We start from the raw sequence: 15939 nt of genomic DNA, 5'->3' as shown, positions 1-15939 counted from the left end.
TTAAAGTTTAATATTTAATTTTATCCTGAAAAACATATTTTTAGCAAGTAACAGTTATTTCCTAATCTCTTCAATTAAAGCATTCACAAGTTCAGTTTCTTTTACAGTTTTTAAAATTTTGCCTTTTACAAAAACTATGCCTTGACCTTTTCCTCCAGCAATTCCGAAATCTGCCTCTTTAGCCTCTCCAGGACCATTTACCGAACACCCCATGACAGCTACCTTGATAGGTTCTTTTACATTTCTAAGTGCATTTTTAACCTGCTTTACCATTTTCTTTATATTAACCTCACATCTTCCACAGGTTGGGCAACTTATTATCTCAACTCCCTTTTCTCTAAAGCCTGTTACTCTCAATATCTCATATGCAACATTAACTTCAACCACTGGAGAATCTGTTAGAGAGACTCTTATTGTATCACCAATACCTTCAAGAAGAAGCAAACCTATACCAATAGAACTCTTCACAACACCTTCAGGCACAGGACCTGTTTCTGTAATTCCAATATGAAGAGGATAATCATGCTTGCTACTAAAAAGTCTGTATGCTTCAACTGTTTTCATTACATCTGATGCTTTCAGCGAAACTTTAATATCATGAAAATCAAGTTCTTCAAGAATCTCAATATGTCTTTCTGCTGCTTCAACCATTGCTTCATGAGTTGGATGCCCGTATTTTTCAATTAAATCTTTTGGTAGAGAACCTGCATTAACTCCTATTCTTATTGGTATTTTCCTATCCTTTGCAGCAGTAATGACTTCCCTTACTTTCCATTTCGCTCCTATATTGCCAGGATTTATTCTTAACCCATCAACTCCCTGCTTGATTGCCTCAAGAGCAAGCTTATAATTAAAATGTATGTCTGCAATCATTGGAATCTTTATTCTTTTTTTTATTTCTCCCAAAACCTTTGCAGCAGTAATATCAGGAACTGCAACTCTTACTATTTCACAACCTGCAAGTTCAAGCTGTTTTATCTGTCTTATAGTCGCCTTAATATTTCTTGTATCTGTTTTTGTCATTGATTGAACACGGACTGGAGCTCCATCTCCGATAGAAACACCACCAACATAAATTCTTCTTGTTTGCCTTCTTTTAATCAAGTTTGTTTCCTTTTAGTTGATTTATAACTGATACATGTTTTTTATAATCAACTGAAAACTCATGACTTCCATCTCCACGAGAAACAAAATAAAGATATGAAACCTTAGCAGGAGAAAGTGCCGCTAAAATTGATTTTAATCCAGGTGATGCAATAGGTCCGGGTGGAAGTCCTTTTACCAGATAAGTATTATACGGAGACTTGTTTTTAAGATCCTTTTTTGTAACTCCATCTTTGTATCTTTTAATACCATAAATTGCTGTTGGATCTGCCTGAAGAGGCATGCCAATTTTTAATCTGTTATGATAAACTGCTGAAATTAAAGGTTTTTCTTCATCTAACTTCGCTTCCTTTTCAATTATTGAGGCAAGTGTAACCACCTCATTTATTGTCCATCCAATTTTTTTTGTTTTCTCTATTAATTTTGAATCATAAACTTCCCAGAATCTCTTTACCATCAGTTTTACAATCTCTTCAAGCTCTAAGCCTTTGGGAATATTGTAAGTATCTGGGAAAAGATATCCTTCTAAAGAGGGAGCTTCTATTTTTAAAGAATTAAGAAAATCTCTATCATAGGCAAGTGTAAATAGTTGATTTTTAAAATCAGAATTTATACTTCCTAATTTATTAGCAATCTCATATAAACTATCACCCTCAATAATTGTAACTGTATATTCTGTTATCTTGCCTTCAAGCAGTTTTTTAATAACATCAAGAACTGTCATCTCTTTTTTGAACAGATAATACCCGGCTCGTGCTTTTCTTTCAATTCCATAAATTCTTCCTATAATTATAAAAACTGTTTCATTCCTTATAATGCCCTTTTCTTTAAAAATTTTTGCTATGTATGAAAAACTTGCACCCTTTGGAATATAAACTTCTGTATCCTCTGAAATGTTTATAGGTTTTGTGAGTTCTATTGTTACATAAAGGGTTAAAAATAGAAAATAAATGAGAAAAACAATGCCTACGGCTTTCCATAATCTCATTTTTTAATGTTATCAAATAAGAACATTAAATGGCAAATTCAGGAGTATAGGCAAATTAGTTTAATTATGGTAAAATTGAAAAGTTAATAAGCAAAAGGAGTTAAATAGGTGCTTACAGAAAAAGTTAAGGCTGCTGGCTGAGCAGCAAAGATCGGTCCTGGGGACCTTGAAGAAATATTAAAATATCTTTCTCTACCAACGGACCCAAATCTTCTTGTCGGCTCTGAAGATTGGTCTGATGCAGGGATTTATCGTTTAAAAGAAGACCTTGCAGTTGTGCAAAGTGTTGATTTTTTTACTCCTATTGTTGACAATCCTTACGATTTCGGACAGATTGCAGTTGCAAATGCATTGAGTGATATATACGCAGTTGGTGCAAAGCCTATTTTAGCCCTTAATATTGTTTGTTTTCCGATAAATGAGATGGATAAATCAATTCTAAGAGATATTTTAAAAGGTGGTGCAGATAAACTAAGTGAAGCAGAAGCTTTAATGATAGGTGGACACAGCATTGATGACCCTGAGATAAAATATGGAATCGCAGCTACAGGAATTGTCCATCCAGACAGATTTGTTACAAATAAAGGTGCAAAAACAGGAGATGTTCTTATTTTAACAAAGCCTATAGGCACAGGAATACTGTCAACAGCTCTTAAGGGAAAACTTCTTGACCATGATACTGCAAAAATTCTTACTCAAACAATGGCTTTACTTAATAAAACAGCATCAGAAGTTATGATGAATATTGGGGTAAATGCCTGTACTGATATTACAGGATTTGGACTTTTAGGGCATGCTCTTGAACTTGCAAAATCAAGCAAGGTAACAATAAAATTATGGAAAAATAAAGTTCCATTGCTTCCACGCGTTTATGAATTTGCTTCAATGGGTATTGTTCCAGCAGGCGGAAGACGAAATGTAAACTATTGTTCAAAATTAGTTGAAATAGGGAACACAGACCCCATAACACTTGATATATTATCAGACCCTCAAACCTCTGGTGGACTTCTTATTTCTGTCCCTTCAGATAGAACAGATACTCTGATTTCAAGACTAAACTCCTCTGGAATTCAATCAGCTATCATAGGGGAAATTATTGAAAAAAGCTCAGGTAAGATTATTTTAGCTTGATATAGATTATATAAAAATTTTGGCAATACCTCTTGACAAATATGAATTTTTAATGATAAATTTAGTCAAATAGTATCAATACTACTACTTTAAAAGGAGGTGTTAGCCATGACCAGAAAAGAGACAAAAGATGTAGTAAGAGTTGAACCATCTGTTCTTTCTCCCTTTGAGGAGATTGAGAGACTCTTTGATGAGGTCATGAGAAGACCTTTTTCTCTATTCAGGTCCTTTGTTCCAAGATTGAGAGAGGAAGCTGAGATTGTCTCTCCAGCAGTAGATATATATGAAGAAGGTGATGACCTTGTTGTCAAGGCAGAACTTCCAGGAATCAATAAAGAAGATATTGAAGTTAAAATTACAGATGACTACCTCACCATCTCTGGTGAGAAGAAGAAAGAGGAAAAAGTAGAAAAGAAAGACTACTACAGATATGAACGTTCATATGGCTCATTCTCAAGAACTTTCAGACTTCCTGTAGATGTTCAGACAGATAAAGCAAAAGCAAAATTTGAAAAAGGCGTGCTTGAGATAAGAATTCCAAAGACTGAAGAAGCTAAGAAAAAGGAAAGGAAACTTCAAATTGAATAAGAAAGGTGGAGGGCTCAAGCCCTCCTTTTAATTTTTATGAAAAAACTGCTTATTACAGGTGCAACGGGTTTTGTTGGTAGATATATTGTAAATGAAGCCCTCCAAAAGTCCTATGATATTCATCTAATTGTTAGAAATTCTACAAAAGCTAAAGCTTTATTCGGAGAAAAACCAAAAATATATCAACTTAAAGAGTTTAACAATAAAAAAGAGCTGAGGAAGATAATAGAAGTTATAAATCCTCAATATGTTATTCATCTTATCGGAATTATTCAAGAAAAAAAGTCAGATACCTTTGAAAAAGTCCATTATGAGTATTCTAAAGTGCTTTATGAAACTTTAAAGGATTTTTCCGTTGAAAAAATAATACATATGAGCGCTCTTGGAGTCGGAGAAAAAGCTCCATCAAAGTATCATATTACAAAACTTAAAGCTGAAAAAGAGCTTATAAAAACAGGAATTCCATTTGTAATACTACGTCCATCATTTATAATAGGTCATGAACAGCTTCTTTTTGTAAAACTAAGGACAATTTTAAATAATCTGCCATTTTTATTATTTCCTGATATTCGTAACTACTATTTTCAGCCAGTTGATGTAAGGGATGTTGTAGAATGTTTTCTTAAAGCGATTGATTACAATGGGCAGGGAATTTTTGAACTCTGTGGAGATGAAAAAGTTACTTTGAAAGATATAGTTCATGATTTTGGAAAACATCTTGGTAAAAATATTATTTTTATTCCTTTTCCGAAGCTACTGCTGAAAATTTTTGCTTCTGAACAGTATAAAATGATGTGGAAAGATAATGTGTGCGGAAACCCTGATGCCTTGCCAATGGAAATAATTCTTAAAAGGAGCCCAACTCCTTATAAAGAACAAATAAGTCATGCTGCAAAATATTAATCTATAATTTCAACAAAAACCTCTTCTCCTTCCAGTATGCCAAGTAACTCAGAGGGAATATGAACAATTCCGTGAGCCTTCACAAGACTCATTATAAGTCCTGATTTACTTAGTAATGGAGTTGCCCATATCTCACCATTATGCTCTTCAAGATAAACCCTTATGAAATCCTGTCTTCCAGCCTGAGAATGAATACTTCTTGACATCTTTGCTTTTACTGTCTTTTTAAAATTTTTATCAGTAAGCCCAAACACGTAATTAATTACTGGCTTTACAAAAAGCTCAAAACATATATAAACAGCAACAGGATGCCCAGGTAAACCAAAAACAGGTTTCCCATTGCAGACTCCACCAATAATAGGTTTTCCAGGTTTTATTGAAGCACCATGAAAAAGCACTCCTGGTAAGCCGATTTCATTAATAATCTTTGCAGTTAAATCCTTTGTGCCTGCAGATGTTCCTCCTGTAATAAGCACTATATCACTCAGTTCATAAGCCTTTGTAACAGCTTTTTTAATCTCATTGTAATCATCTTTAATAATTCCCATTTTTAAAGGAATTGCACCATTTTCATAACATAGCCCAGCAAGAGTGAAAGAATTTACATCTCTTACTTTACCAGGAGTGACCTTTTCTGTATGGGGCATTATCTCGTCTCCTGTGAGAATTATGGAAATCACAGGCTTTCTTATAACCTTTACATCTTTAATTCCCAATCCAGCGAGTGCACCTATATCCTGAGGCTTAAGCCTATGACCTGCTTTTATAATAGTTTCTCCTTTCTTTGCATCTTCATCCAGAAATATAACATTTTCACCGGGCGAAACAGCCTTCAAAACTTCAATTAAATCGTCTGATACCGTATTTACATGCTCAACCATTACTACAGCATCTGCTCCTTCAGGAAGCATACCCCCTGTTGCAATTGATGCTGCTTCTCCATTTGAAAGAGAGAAATCTGGAATAGCTCCCATAGGTATATCAGCTTTGATTTTAAGATAAGCTGGAGAGCTTTCTTTTGCGCCAAATGTATCAGATGCCTTCACAGCAAATCCATCAACAGTTGAACGATTAAACCCAGGAAGGTCTTCTGGTGATATAATATCTTCTGCAGTAACTCTTGAATATGCCTCTTCAATTGGAACTATTTCAGAAGAAAGGCTTCTCTGAGTAATATGTTTAAAAATAAGCCTTACCGCATCTTCTGGAAATAGATATTTTTTATCAAGCATGAGATTAATTATACAATATGCTAAAATATTTAGTCATGATAATTCAGGTTGCTTTACCTGTATTTGAAGGTCCTCTTGATTTACTTCTTCATCTTATAAAACAAAATAAAATAGATATCTATGATATCCCCATTGCCTTGATTACAAAGCAGTATCTTGAATATCTTGAGCTTATGAAAGAGCTTGACCTTGAGATTGCCTCTGAATTTCTTGTCATGGCTGCAACATTGATTTATATAAAATCAAAAATGCTTCTTCCGAAACAAGAACAGCCTGAAGAAGAGGAAGACCCGAGAAAAGAACTTGTTGAACAACTAATTGAATATGAAAAAATCAAAGAAGCCTCCCAGCTTCTTAAAGAGCGATATAAGATTTGGTCAAAGGCTTTTTCAAGAAATACATCAAAGGAACAAGAGCTTTTTCTTGAAGAATTAAGTATATTTGACCTTTTCCAAGCCTTAAGAAAAATCCTTGATAAACCTCAGCCAAAGATATATATTCCAAAGGAAACCATTAAAATTGAAGAAAAAATTGAGCAGATTTTGAATATATTGAAATTTAAAAAATCTATAACTTTTCAAGAACTTTTTAGCCCTGATTGTTCAAAGCTTGAAATTATAGTAACTTTTCTTGCATTATTGGAATTATTGAGGTTAAAGTTTGTCAAAGCTTTTCAAAAAAATCCCTTCGGTGAAATTTTAATAAAGTTGGAGGAGGAAAATGAAGATAGGGATTATATCTGATACACATGACCACATGGATAACATAAGAAAAGCATTGGCAGTTTTTAAGAAACATAATGTAAAAAAGATTATTCATGCAGGAGATTTTGTTTCTCCTTTTACATGGAGAGTTTTTAAAGAATTTGAAGGTGAAATCTACGGAGTTTTTGGAAACAATGATGGTGATAGAGTTCTTCTTAAAAAAATGTATGGTGAAAGAATTCAGCCTCAGATAAGAGAATTTGAAATTGAGAGTAAAAAGTTTGCACTTATGCATGAACCTCAGATGCTTGAAGCACTCACGCTCTCAGGTAAGTTTGACATAATAGTATATGGACATATGCATGAGATTGACATTCGCAAACTAAATAATACATTGATTATAAATCCTGGTGAGGCATGTGGTTGGCTTTACGGAAAGGCAACAGCAGTAATACTTGACCTTGAAAGTTTAAAACCAGAAGTAGTGTCTCTTTGAATAAATGAGGCAGTCAATTCTTGTTAATCCGTATTTTAAAGCTATATTTATAGCATCTTCAAACTCTTTTCGTGTTATTCTTCTATTTATTTCTGGATAATCATTTGCCTGCCAGCAGGGTCTGTATTGATCCATAATGTTGATATAGGTGTTTTTAGAGATTTCCTCAGCAATGAATTTCACCACTTCCTCTGTCCCTGCTATATTATTTGGCAAAACAAGGTGTCTAACAAGTAAGCCTCGCAAAGCTATTCCCTGTTCATTTATAACTAAATCGCCAACCTGTCTATGCATTTCCTTGAGTGTCTGCTTAGCAACATCAGGATAATTTTTAACTTTTGAATATTTTTCTGCCAGAGTTTTATCTGCATATTTAAAATCAGGCATATAAATATCAATTATTCCATCAAGAATTCTCAATGTCTCAATGGATTCATAACCACCAGAGTTATAAACAATGGGAAGTTTAAGCCCCTGTTTGCTGGCGATATAGATAGATTTAATTATCTGTGGGACTTGATGTGTTGGAGTAACAAGATTTATATTATGACAGCCTGAATTTTGAAGAGAAATCATAATATTAGCAAGCTCCTCATAAGAAATTTCATCACCCTCTCCAAGATGGCTTATTGTCCAGTTCTGACAATATACACAGGCTAAGTTACAAAATCCAAAAAATATTGTTCCTGAGCCGTATCTTCCTACAAGAGGTAATTCCTCTCCAAAATGAGGTCCCCAGCTTGAAACATATGGTTTATCAAGTACTCTGCATACTCCTTTTTTACCTGAGGTTCGGTCAACATGACAGTTTCTTGGGCAAAGAGTGCATTTTTTTAGTATCTCAAAAGCTTGTTCAATTTTTTCTTCAAATTCTCTTTCAGAAAGCTTTAAATAAGCAGCAATAAAATCCATAAATTATATTATCATATGTTCAATGTAATGGTTTATGGTTTTAAAAATTTCTAAAACTCATTTTAAGTTTAAGTAAGACTATTCAAAAGACTATAATTTCCTCTGGAATTCCTAACTTTTCTTGCCATTCCAAGCCCTTTTACCTATCATTCCGATGAGCGTTAGTGCCGAGGAATCTCCTCCGCTTTTTTCGTAACAGAACATGCGGAGATTCCTCAGACCCATTGATGGTGTTTGGAATGACAGTTAAATTAAACAGCCTCAACTATTATAAAAGCCTGAAAAAAAGTGTGGTATAATTTTATATGAATCTTTCAATAAAAAAAGCTCAAAAAAAAGAAATAGAACAATTAAAACACATACTAAATGAACTCCGCAAAAAAAATAAAATTCTTTTAGCATATCTTTATGGTTCATCTGCAACTAAAAATATCCATGCCAGATCAGACATTGATCTGGCTCTGTATATAAATGTTCCTGAAAATGAATCATTTGATATTATTGAACAAATAGTTATGTCTATTGACAGAGACGTGGAAATATTAAGACTTGATGACGAGGATGAATCTCCTTTTATCATACAACAAGCTTTAAAAGGAGTTGCATTAGTTGAACCTGATACTGAAACACTTTATAAGTTATTTGATAGAGTTTTACATGAAACAGAAACTATAAGATTTAGAAGAAAAATAAAAGATGAATCAAAAGGCGAATAAACTCCTGTCCTTTCTGAATGAAACTATTGATTATTTTCTAAAAAAATATAAAAGCATAGATAAAAATAGATATTTTGCTGACAGAGATGCAAGAGCAATTCTTGATAAAACAATTAATGATATTATTTTATGTATTGTTGATATATGCGAAGAGATACTGAAAATAAATAATAGAACCATTCCTGATACTTATAAAGATACTGTTTTAGCTTGTTATGAGTTTATTGGAGATTTAGCATTAAAATTAGCTCCTCTTACAAAACACAGAAATGAGACAATTCATCAATATTTAAAAATGAATTGGTATAACATTCAGATTGTAAAAAGTAAACTTCCTGAAATTCAAGATTTTTTAAAAAAGACACAAAATATTTTTAACTCCTAATGGACAATAAAGTCTGTTCAAGAACTTGTAATTTATTGAACAGGCTCTTTTTTTGAAGGTAATTTTTCTGGTTGTTTTAAGTTTTTAAATATATTCCTAAATGCTTCAACTAAAATTGTCTTTCTTAGATTTTTAAGTTCTTGATTCTCTGGATAGAGTGCAAGCCCCTCTTCAGAGGATTTTACAGCCTCATTTAAATATTCAAACTGTCCAAAATGCTTTCCAAGACTAAACAAAACATAGGCATCATATTGAAAAACCTGAGGAATAGGGATTCTTTTTTTCTCAGTTTCTGACCAGTTTAAAAAATCATAGAGATAATTTTGATTCTGCTCAATATCCTTCAAAGCATTCTCAGCACTGTAAAACATGTACATGGGTTTAGCCCAGTTTTTGAGATATAAATTTTCTTTTGCAGGAATCAGGTTTTCAATTTTCGCATTTTTACCTTCAGAGTATTCTATATACCATATGACAAGCTGGTTATAGGCTATAAATGTTTTTACAATGTGAACGGAAAATAAAATAAACAGAAATGAAAGTGCTCCTGCCGCTGCTATGCTTAATTTTTTCTGGATTTTAAACTCTGTTTTCTTTAAAAAATGTGATGTTGCCATTGCTCCAATAAGCACAAAGGTAAACCAGTGGGCAACTGAAAGATGAAGGGGATACTCAAGCATCATATGAATCAGAAAAGGAGTGAGTAAAGCAGTATAAAGACCCGCACGTTGATAGCCAATTTTTTTAAAAAACTTTAAAATGCCATATAAAAGGCATAAAACTCCCAGAATACCAAAAATCCCGCTTTCAGCTACAATCAGAGAAAGTTCATTATGGGGATGATGGGTATACTGATTTCCTGTGCCTTTATAATAATCAGGATTTGATTTTTTCACCTTTGCCTGATAATACATGTAAAGACTACCAAAATTTGAAAACCCCTGTCCTGTAAAAGGATTTTCCTTAAACATATCAAATGAAGTTTCATACATGAGTATTCTTTCCCTGTAGGATACCTGCTCAGGATCAGAAAACCACTTTATCTTTTTCACTGCAAGTTTTTCTATACCAAGCTGGTCTTTCACAGAAAGAAGGAAAAAACCAGCTGAGACTCCGGCAATAAACAGCATCAGCCAGACAAAGACAGTCTTTTTAATTGGTTTATAGGTCTTTCTTCTTACTAAAAATATCAAAATTATAGCAAGGACTACGCCAAGAAGTCCTGTTCTTGACTGAGCAATAATGAGGCTTAAGGATAAAAGAAAAATTCCAGCAAAGAAAAGAATTTTTTTAAATGATGAAAAGCTCCTGAGCCATGCAGTTGAGACAAGATAGAGGCTTACAATAAGTCCTGTTGCTACCCATGAGGCAAAGAGATTTTTTTGCTGAAAAACTCCTCCAACCATTCCTGCCTCAGGAGAAGGAGTAACGGGAATGTATCTGTAAAGTCCAAAAAACTGGATAATTCCTATGAGGGACTCAATAACTGCAGAAAGAAATATTAAAAGAAAAATAAAAAGCTTCTGCTTCTGGGTGAGTTCATACTGATGGAAGGCAAACCAGAGGACAAAGCCACCCACAAGCCATGCAGAGCTTATTAAAAAGTAATCAAGGTTTCTGATTTGATTGAAAACAATGCTACCAATCCATGCAGTAATAAAAAAAAGAATGTATATTTTCAGAGGTGACTCTTTAAGAGTTCTTTCTTTAAGCACCTTCAGACAGGCGATAAAAACAACTGTTCCTGAAGCAAACCAAATTACATATTCAACCTGCTTTGCAATAACTCCACCGATGTTGGGTAAAAATATATGCATTATAAATAAAAAAATAGCTGAAAGAATTATAAGCAGGATTTTTTCAGCGGAAAGTTTACTAAAAATCATTTTAAAAAAGGGAGGCATAAGCCTCCCAAAATTACTATGGAGCTCTGTCAAAGTAATAAACTAAGGCTTTTGCAGCAGATGTCCAGTTATTATCTGTGGTGTACAGAGTAACACCATTTACCAACCAGCTTGCTGAAGTTATTGTAGCACTTTCTGCTGCTCTTACTCTGCCGCTCTTTGCATCAACTGCTCCATCAACAGCTGTATCAAATGCCTCCATATAAATAAGCTCAGCATCAGAAAAAGATGCTCCTCCAGTGGTAGTTGTATTTGTGATAGCAATTATATTCCTTTTTTGTGTCTGTCCATCATTCCCAAGCCATACATAAAAGGTATAGGAACCTATAGTTATAGCATTTGTTGTAGGTGCGTCAGTAAATCTACCTTTGTTTACAATATCATCATATGGATTACCATCTATTATAGGATCATTTTTATCAGCTCCGGGGAAATATCCCTTTCTGTCAAAAAATGTCCAGCTTAAAATCTCAAACTGCCTTACATCATTAACAAATTTTTTAGCTCTTGCATTTTCAATCAGATCTTTCCCCTTTAACACTGCACCAAGAATTATTCCAATAATAACAAGGACAATTGCAAGCTCAATAAGTGTAAAACCTCTTTGATTCTTTAATACCTGCATAATGTAACCTCCTCAATCTTCTGATATATTCCAACTTCAGACGGTAATAGACTAATTATTACAATAAAAAGTCAAAGGGAGGCATAAGCCTCCCAAAATTACTATGGAGCTCTGTCAAAGTAATAAACTAAGGCTTTGGTTGAAGATGTCCAGTCTCCTGAAATTGTTGGTGAAGTTATCAGCCAGGAAGCTGAATTCACTGTAGCATCTGTTGCTGCTCGTATTCTTCCTGTTGTTCCGTCAACTGCTCCATCAACAGCTGTATCAAATGCCTCCATATAAACAAGCTCAGGATCAGAAAATGCAGCAGGTGTTGTGTTACTATTTGTAACAGCGATTATATTTTTCTTTGGAGTGCCATTATCATTTCCAAGCCATACATAAAAGGTATAGGAGCCAATATTTATAGCATTTGTTGTAGGTGCGTCAGTAAATTTGCCTTTGTTTACAATATCATCATATGGATTACCATCTATTATGGGATCATTTTTCTCAGCACCCGGAAAATATCCCTTTCTGTCAAAAAATGTCCAGCTTAAAACTTCAAACTGCCTTACATCACTGATGAATTTCTTTGTCCTTGCATTTTCAATCAGATCTTTCCCCTTTAACACCGCACCAAGAATTATTCCAATAATGACAAGGACAATTGCTAATTCAATGAGAGTAAAACCTTTTTGATTTTTTAACATAACCTGACCTCCTTTTAAGTTTTTAATTTTAATGGTGCAAATTATATGCCATGTTAGCATAATTCTTTGGAGGTCGGTTGCGCCACTGGGAGACTTCCATAACCACCATGGCGCCCATCTTGGCAGTTATGGAATCCTTCCTCCAGAAAGAAAGTCTCTCACCTCCTTTCCTTTGGGTTTAAACTATAACAATCCTGCATTTTTTAATATTTCTGCTATCCTGGAGTCAACCTTTGCAAGCTCTCTCAATGCTTTCTCCACTCTGTCCTGTCTTTCTTCAAGTTCCTTATTTTTCCTTATTGCTGGTTGAAGTGCTGTGCGCCTATCCCATATTACAAAACCAACAACACCAATTGTTTGAGCAAAAATCACACTGATAAGTATGTACATTAAATTCTTCAAATCATCAATTCTTTTATCAAGGGAATCAATTCTTTGATTTACAGCCTTAAGTCCTTCTTCAACCCTTATAAGTCTCTCTCTGTCTTCCTGAGTAAAAGGTATCTCCTTTGCAAAGGATACCGAAGTTCCTAAAATAAAGATTGATAAAATTATAATCAACAATTTTTTCATATTATTCCTCCAATTGCCTCCTTAAAAATCATCTGGAAACTGCTCAGAATATTCTTCAATGACCTCTCATTCCGATGCATTTAGGCTCAAGAGTTTCTTTTAATTCTTCAAAAAATTCACATATATCTATCATATTAGCAATTATGCATTAAATCCATAATTTTGTCAACGGTTTGGCTATTTATTTCCATAGAGATTTCCATATAGCAGAGACTATCCGGTAAATTGCTAAAATCTTTAATTTTTACAAAATCTTTTTTTGTTGTAACAAGAACTTCAGCCTCTGCTGCAAGATTCAAAATCTTTTTTAATGTTGTTTCACTGTATTTTTTATGGTCAATAAATTTTTTATATCTGCCAACTTTAAATCCGACACCATTTAAAAGGGTTAAGAAACCTTGAAAGTTCCCAATCCCTGCAAAGGCAAAAACTTTCTGCCCTGCTGGTTCAATTTTTCTACCATCCATGCTGATTATTCCTTCAACTTTAAAAGGAGCGAAATAGACCTCTTTTATTCCCATATCTTTGATATGCTGATAGATTGTATTATTTTCCTTTTTGGTTATAAAAACCATATCTGCCTCTGTAATCTCGGTGAGGGGCGACCTGAGAGGACCGCATGGAATTAAACAACAATTGCCAAATCCTTTAAATCCGTCAATAAGTAAAATATTCACATTCCTGTAAAGCTTCCAGTGCTGAAATCCATCATCAACTATAAAAACCGCTCTGCCTTTGTCAGTAAAGCCTAATTTTTCAATTGCATAAATTCCACCACTGTATCTGTCAGGGCATTTTATCACTATAAGCCCCTCCATAGCCATCATAAGAGGTTCGTCTCCAACATCCCGAGCAATCATCTCCTCTGTCACCACTAATGGACCTTTAAGTCTACCTCTGTAGCCTCTTGTAAGAATAATGGGCTTGTATTCTCTTTTTTTTAGCTCCTTAGCAAGGGCTATTGTAAATGGGGTTTTCCCAGTGCCTCCAACTGTCAAATTTCCAACGCTTATTACAGGAAAGGGTAGTTTTTTTTGACTCTTTAAATCTTTTTTCTTCTTTCTTAAATAAAAAAATAAATAAATTCTCTCAAAAATATTCATCCCTCCAGAAAACTCCATTTATAAGCTTAACAACAGGCTGGGATTCATAAAATTCAATTATATTAACGCAGGCAAATTCCTGCTCAATCCTGAAGATATTTTCCAGAGGCATACCAAGAATATTACATAATATAACCCTATTTATTCCTCCATGAGCTGTTATAAAAATTTGACTACCATTATGATTTTTCAAAATTTCTTTTAACGCATCACTGGCTCTCTTACTTACCTGTATTGTACTTTCTCCCTGAGGAGGACAGAACCTAAGAGGATCTCTTCTCCATCTTTCAAATTCTTCAGGATATAGGGATACTATATCATTAATGCTTAATCCTTCCCATGTTCCAAAGTTTCTCTCTTTAAGAATATTCTTTGATTTAACTTCAACTAAAAGCGCTCTACTTAAAATCTCAGCTGAAGTTACAGCTCTTTTAAGAGGTGAAGAATAAATAATCTTTGGTTGAAGTTCGTATTTTTTTATATAGTTTTTTAAAAACTGCGCAACTTTTTCCACCTGCTTTTCCCCTATTTTACTGAGAGGAACATCAATGTGTCCTTTGTAAACCTTTTTCGGTCCTTCTGTTTCTCCGTGTCTTAATAGATAGATAACCAGAGTTGGATTCATCAGTATTCAATCCCTTTTCTTGCTTTTATTCCTCTGTCAAAGTAATGTTTTATTTTCTTCATTTCAGTAACAAGGTCTGCTCGTTCAATTAGCCAGTCTGGAGCATTTCTGCCAGTAATTATAAGCTCTGCTTTTTTTGAAAGCTGAATCAATCTTTCAACATCTTCACGGCTGAGTAATCCGATGCTCAATGCAACAGAAAGTTCATCAAAAACAACCATATCATAGGTATTTTTTTCAAGCTTTTTTTCAATTTCTTTAACACATTCTTTCACAGTTTCCATCTGAGACTCTTCAGGAGTTTTATATACAAAACCTGTGCTACAGCGGTAAATCTCAATCAGTTCTGGAAATTTTTGAAATATCTCAATCTCTCCTGTGTGAACTCCTTTTATGAATTGAACAAATAATACTCTAAAACCATTACCAATTGCTCTTATAGCGAGCCCTACTGCTGCTGTTGTTTTACCTTTTCCATCACCTGTGTAAACATGAATCATTTAGTTTACTCCTAAAATCTTCGTTAATCCTTTTTTAATAAGACTTACAGCAATTGCACTTAAAAGAAGTGCCATTACTTTAGCAAAGGCTTTTATTCCATGAATTCCCATGACTTTTATTACAAACTCTGCTTTTTCAAGCATTACCCATGCAATCAAAAGATTCAGAGAAAGTGAAAAAATTACAATTGGATATCCATAGTTTCCTGCAAGAATGATTAAAGTTGTGAGCGTTGCAGGACCTGCAAGTAAAGGAGTACCAATTGGAACAACTCCGAGTGTATCACTAATCGTAAGTTCTTTTTCTTTTACTCTTAAAATATCTGAAATTGAAAGAATTAATAAAAGAATTCCTCCTGCTATCATAAAATCTTCAAGTTTTATTCCAAGAAGTGAGAATATAAAATTTCCAAGAAAGAGAAATAATGTTCCTACTAAAAATGCTGTTATTACTGACTGACGGGCAATGTGTTTTCTTTCTTTATCAGGAACTCCTTCAACCAAAGAAATATACAAAGGCAGAATTCCTGGCGCATCTATCGCGACAAAAAGGGGTATAAATGTAAGTAAAAATGTATTTAAAATCTCCACTTATTTTTGTTCTTGTTCCTTTTCTTTTTCTTCCTCTTCTTCAATTTTCACTGTAACATCCTTTACAAAATCAGGACATTTCTGCCCTGCTTTAAGGGAAAACTGCTTTTGGCATGTAGCTCTCCATGCACAGATTATGCACATTGGTTTTTGCTGTTCCTTCATGT

General features: G+C 33.9%; 20 protein-coding genes. 7 read left to right on the top strand and 13 right to left on the bottom strand.

The annotated features are described in order from the left end of the window. Nucleotides 1–54 precede the first annotated feature (54 nt). On the bottom strand, nt 55–1104 hold the full coding sequence (gene ispG, locus THEYE_RS01810) for a flavodoxin-dependent (E)-4-hydroxy-3-methylbut-2-enyl-diphosphate synthase (protein ID WP_012546314.1): 1050 nt from the start codon (nt 1102–1104) through the stop codon (nt 55–57). Then, on the bottom strand, nt 1097–2092 hold the full coding sequence (gene mltG / locus THEYE_RS01805; RefSeq protein ID WP_012545006.1) for an endolytic transglycosylase MltG: 996 nt from the start codon (nt 2090–2092) through the stop codon (nt 1097–1099). The genes ispG and mltG overlap by 8 nt, the downstream gene beginning before the upstream one ends. 108 nt (nt 2093–2200) lie before the next feature. Between mltG and selD the strand changes: the two genes are divergently transcribed. The 3 genes from selD to THEYE_RS01790 all read left to right on the top strand — a co-directional run bounded on the left by selD (nt 2201) and on the right by THEYE_RS01790 (nt 4714). Next, complete coding sequence (selD, locus tag THEYE_RS01800; RefSeq protein ID WP_275574684.1) at nt 2201–3223, top strand: selenide, water dikinase SelD; 1023 nt, start codon at nt 2201–2203, stop codon at nt 3221–3223. A 108-nt stretch (nt 3224–3331) separates the two neighbouring features. Next, nucleotides 3332–3811, top strand: a complete 480-nt coding sequence (locus THEYE_RS01795) for an Hsp20/alpha crystallin family protein (protein ID WP_012546682.1) — start codon at nt 3332–3334, stop codon at nt 3809–3811. 36 nt (nt 3812–3847) lie between these two features. Further along, nucleotides 3848–4714: an NAD-dependent epimerase/dehydratase family protein gene (locus THEYE_RS01790; RefSeq protein WP_012546532.1), complete on the top strand. Its 867-nt coding sequence runs from the start codon at nt 3848–3850 to the stop codon at nt 4712–4714. Here THEYE_RS01790 and THEYE_RS01785 read toward each other — a convergent pair. Continuing rightward, nucleotides 4711–5946 (bottom strand): molybdopterin molybdotransferase MoeA, encoded by a 1236-nt coding sequence (locus THEYE_RS01785; protein ID WP_012545855.1) that lies wholly within the window; start codon nt 5944–5946, stop codon nt 4711–4713. The two genes, THEYE_RS01790 and THEYE_RS01785, sit on opposite strands and share 4 nt — an antisense overlap. Before the next feature lie 17 nt (nt 5947–5963). Here THEYE_RS01785 and THEYE_RS01780 point away from each other — a divergent pair, with 17 nt between their 5' ends. Then, on the top strand, nt 5964–6689 hold the full coding sequence (locus THEYE_RS01780; RefSeq protein WP_012545170.1) for a segregation and condensation protein A: 726 nt from the start codon (nt 5964–5966) through the stop codon (nt 6687–6689). Continuing rightward, the gene (locus THEYE_RS01775; RefSeq protein ID WP_012546148.1) at nt 6667–7146 is read left to right on the top strand and encodes a metallophosphoesterase; all 480 of its coding nucleotides are present in this window, start codon (nt 6667–6669) and stop codon (nt 7144–7146) included. Before THEYE_RS01780 ends, THEYE_RS01775 begins: the two co-directional genes overlap by 23 nt. Here THEYE_RS01775 and THEYE_RS01770 read toward each other — a convergent pair. After that, nucleotides 7120–8058: a radical SAM protein gene (locus THEYE_RS01770; protein WP_012545758.1), complete on the bottom strand. Its 939-nt coding sequence runs from the start codon at nt 8056–8058 to the stop codon at nt 7120–7122. The two genes, THEYE_RS01775 and THEYE_RS01770, sit on opposite strands and share 27 nt — an antisense overlap. 305 nt (nt 8059–8363) lie before the next feature. On the opposite strand from THEYE_RS01770, the gene THEYE_RS01765 reads away from it, so the two are divergent. Both THEYE_RS01765 and THEYE_RS01760 read left to right on the top strand, forming a co-directional pair. Then, a complete protein-coding gene (locus tag THEYE_RS01765) occupies nt 8364–8774 on the top strand; it encodes a nucleotidyltransferase domain-containing protein (RefSeq protein WP_012545284.1) in 411 nt (136 codons plus the stop codon). Then, a complete protein-coding gene (locus tag THEYE_RS01760; protein WP_012546333.1) occupies nt 8755–9159 on the top strand; it encodes a HepT-like ribonuclease domain-containing protein in 405 nt (134 codons plus the stop codon). Before THEYE_RS01765 ends, THEYE_RS01760 begins: the two co-directional genes overlap by 20 nt. A 32-nt stretch (nt 9160–9191) precedes the next feature. Here THEYE_RS01760 and THEYE_RS01755 read toward each other — a convergent pair whose 3' ends face one another. From THEYE_RS01755 to THEYE_RS10370, 9 genes are all read right to left on the bottom strand, one after another. Further along, a complete protein-coding gene (locus THEYE_RS01755) occupies nt 9192–11063 on the bottom strand; it encodes a PglL family O-oligosaccharyltransferase (protein ID WP_012546617.1) in 1872 nt (623 codons plus the stop codon). A gap of 16 nt (nt 11064–11079) precedes the next feature. Continuing rightward, nucleotides 11080–11688 (bottom strand): prepilin-type N-terminal cleavage/methylation domain-containing protein, encoded by a 609-nt coding sequence (locus tag THEYE_RS01750; RefSeq protein ID WP_012545740.1) that lies wholly within the window; start codon nt 11686–11688, stop codon nt 11080–11082. A gap of 101 nt (nt 11689–11789) precedes the next feature. Next, entirely contained in the window at nt 11790–12380 is a 591-nt protein-coding gene (locus THEYE_RS01745; RefSeq protein ID WP_012546875.1) for a prepilin-type N-terminal cleavage/methylation domain-containing protein, read from the bottom strand. A gap of 183 nt (nt 12381–12563) precedes the next feature. Then, nucleotides 12564–12953 carry a hypothetical protein gene (locus THEYE_RS01740; protein ID WP_012544980.1) on the bottom strand — a complete coding sequence of 130 codons (390 nt, stop codon included), beginning with the start codon at nt 12951–12953 and terminating at the stop codon, nt 12564–12566. Between the two features lie 134 nt (nt 12954–13087). Next, nucleotides 13088–14056, bottom strand: a complete 969-nt coding sequence (gene lpxK, locus THEYE_RS01735; protein ID WP_012546103.1) for a tetraacyldisaccharide 4'-kinase — start codon at nt 14054–14056, stop codon at nt 13088–13090. Further along, nucleotides 14043–14681 (bottom strand): histidine phosphatase family protein, encoded by a 639-nt coding sequence (locus tag THEYE_RS01730; protein WP_012545248.1) that lies wholly within the window; start codon nt 14679–14681, stop codon nt 14043–14045. The genes lpxK and THEYE_RS01730 overlap by 14 nt, the downstream gene beginning before the upstream one ends. Continuing rightward, complete coding sequence (gene cobO, locus THEYE_RS01725; protein WP_012546229.1) at nt 14681–15181, bottom strand: cob(I)yrinic acid a,c-diamide adenosyltransferase; 501 nt, start codon at nt 15179–15181, stop codon at nt 14681–14683. The genes THEYE_RS01730 and cobO overlap by 1 nt, the downstream gene beginning before the upstream one ends. Further along, nucleotides 15182–15772 carry a MarC family protein gene (locus THEYE_RS01720; RefSeq protein ID WP_012545352.1) on the bottom strand — a complete coding sequence of 197 codons (591 nt, stop codon included), beginning with the start codon at nt 15770–15772 and terminating at the stop codon, nt 15182–15184. Beyond that, a complete protein-coding gene (locus THEYE_RS10370; protein WP_012546002.1) occupies nt 15773–15937 on the bottom strand; it encodes a hypothetical protein in 165 nt (54 codons plus the stop codon). Nucleotides 15938–15939: the final 2 nt, after the last annotated feature.

Source organism: Thermodesulfovibrio yellowstonii DSM 11347 (assembly GCF_000020985.1).
Classification (GTDB): domain Bacteria; phylum Nitrospirota; class Thermodesulfovibrionia; order Thermodesulfovibrionales; family Thermodesulfovibrionaceae; genus Thermodesulfovibrio; species Thermodesulfovibrio yellowstonii.
The sequence above is the reverse complement of the archived record's forward strand: the minus strand, read 5'-3'. Positions and strand labels throughout refer to the sequence as shown.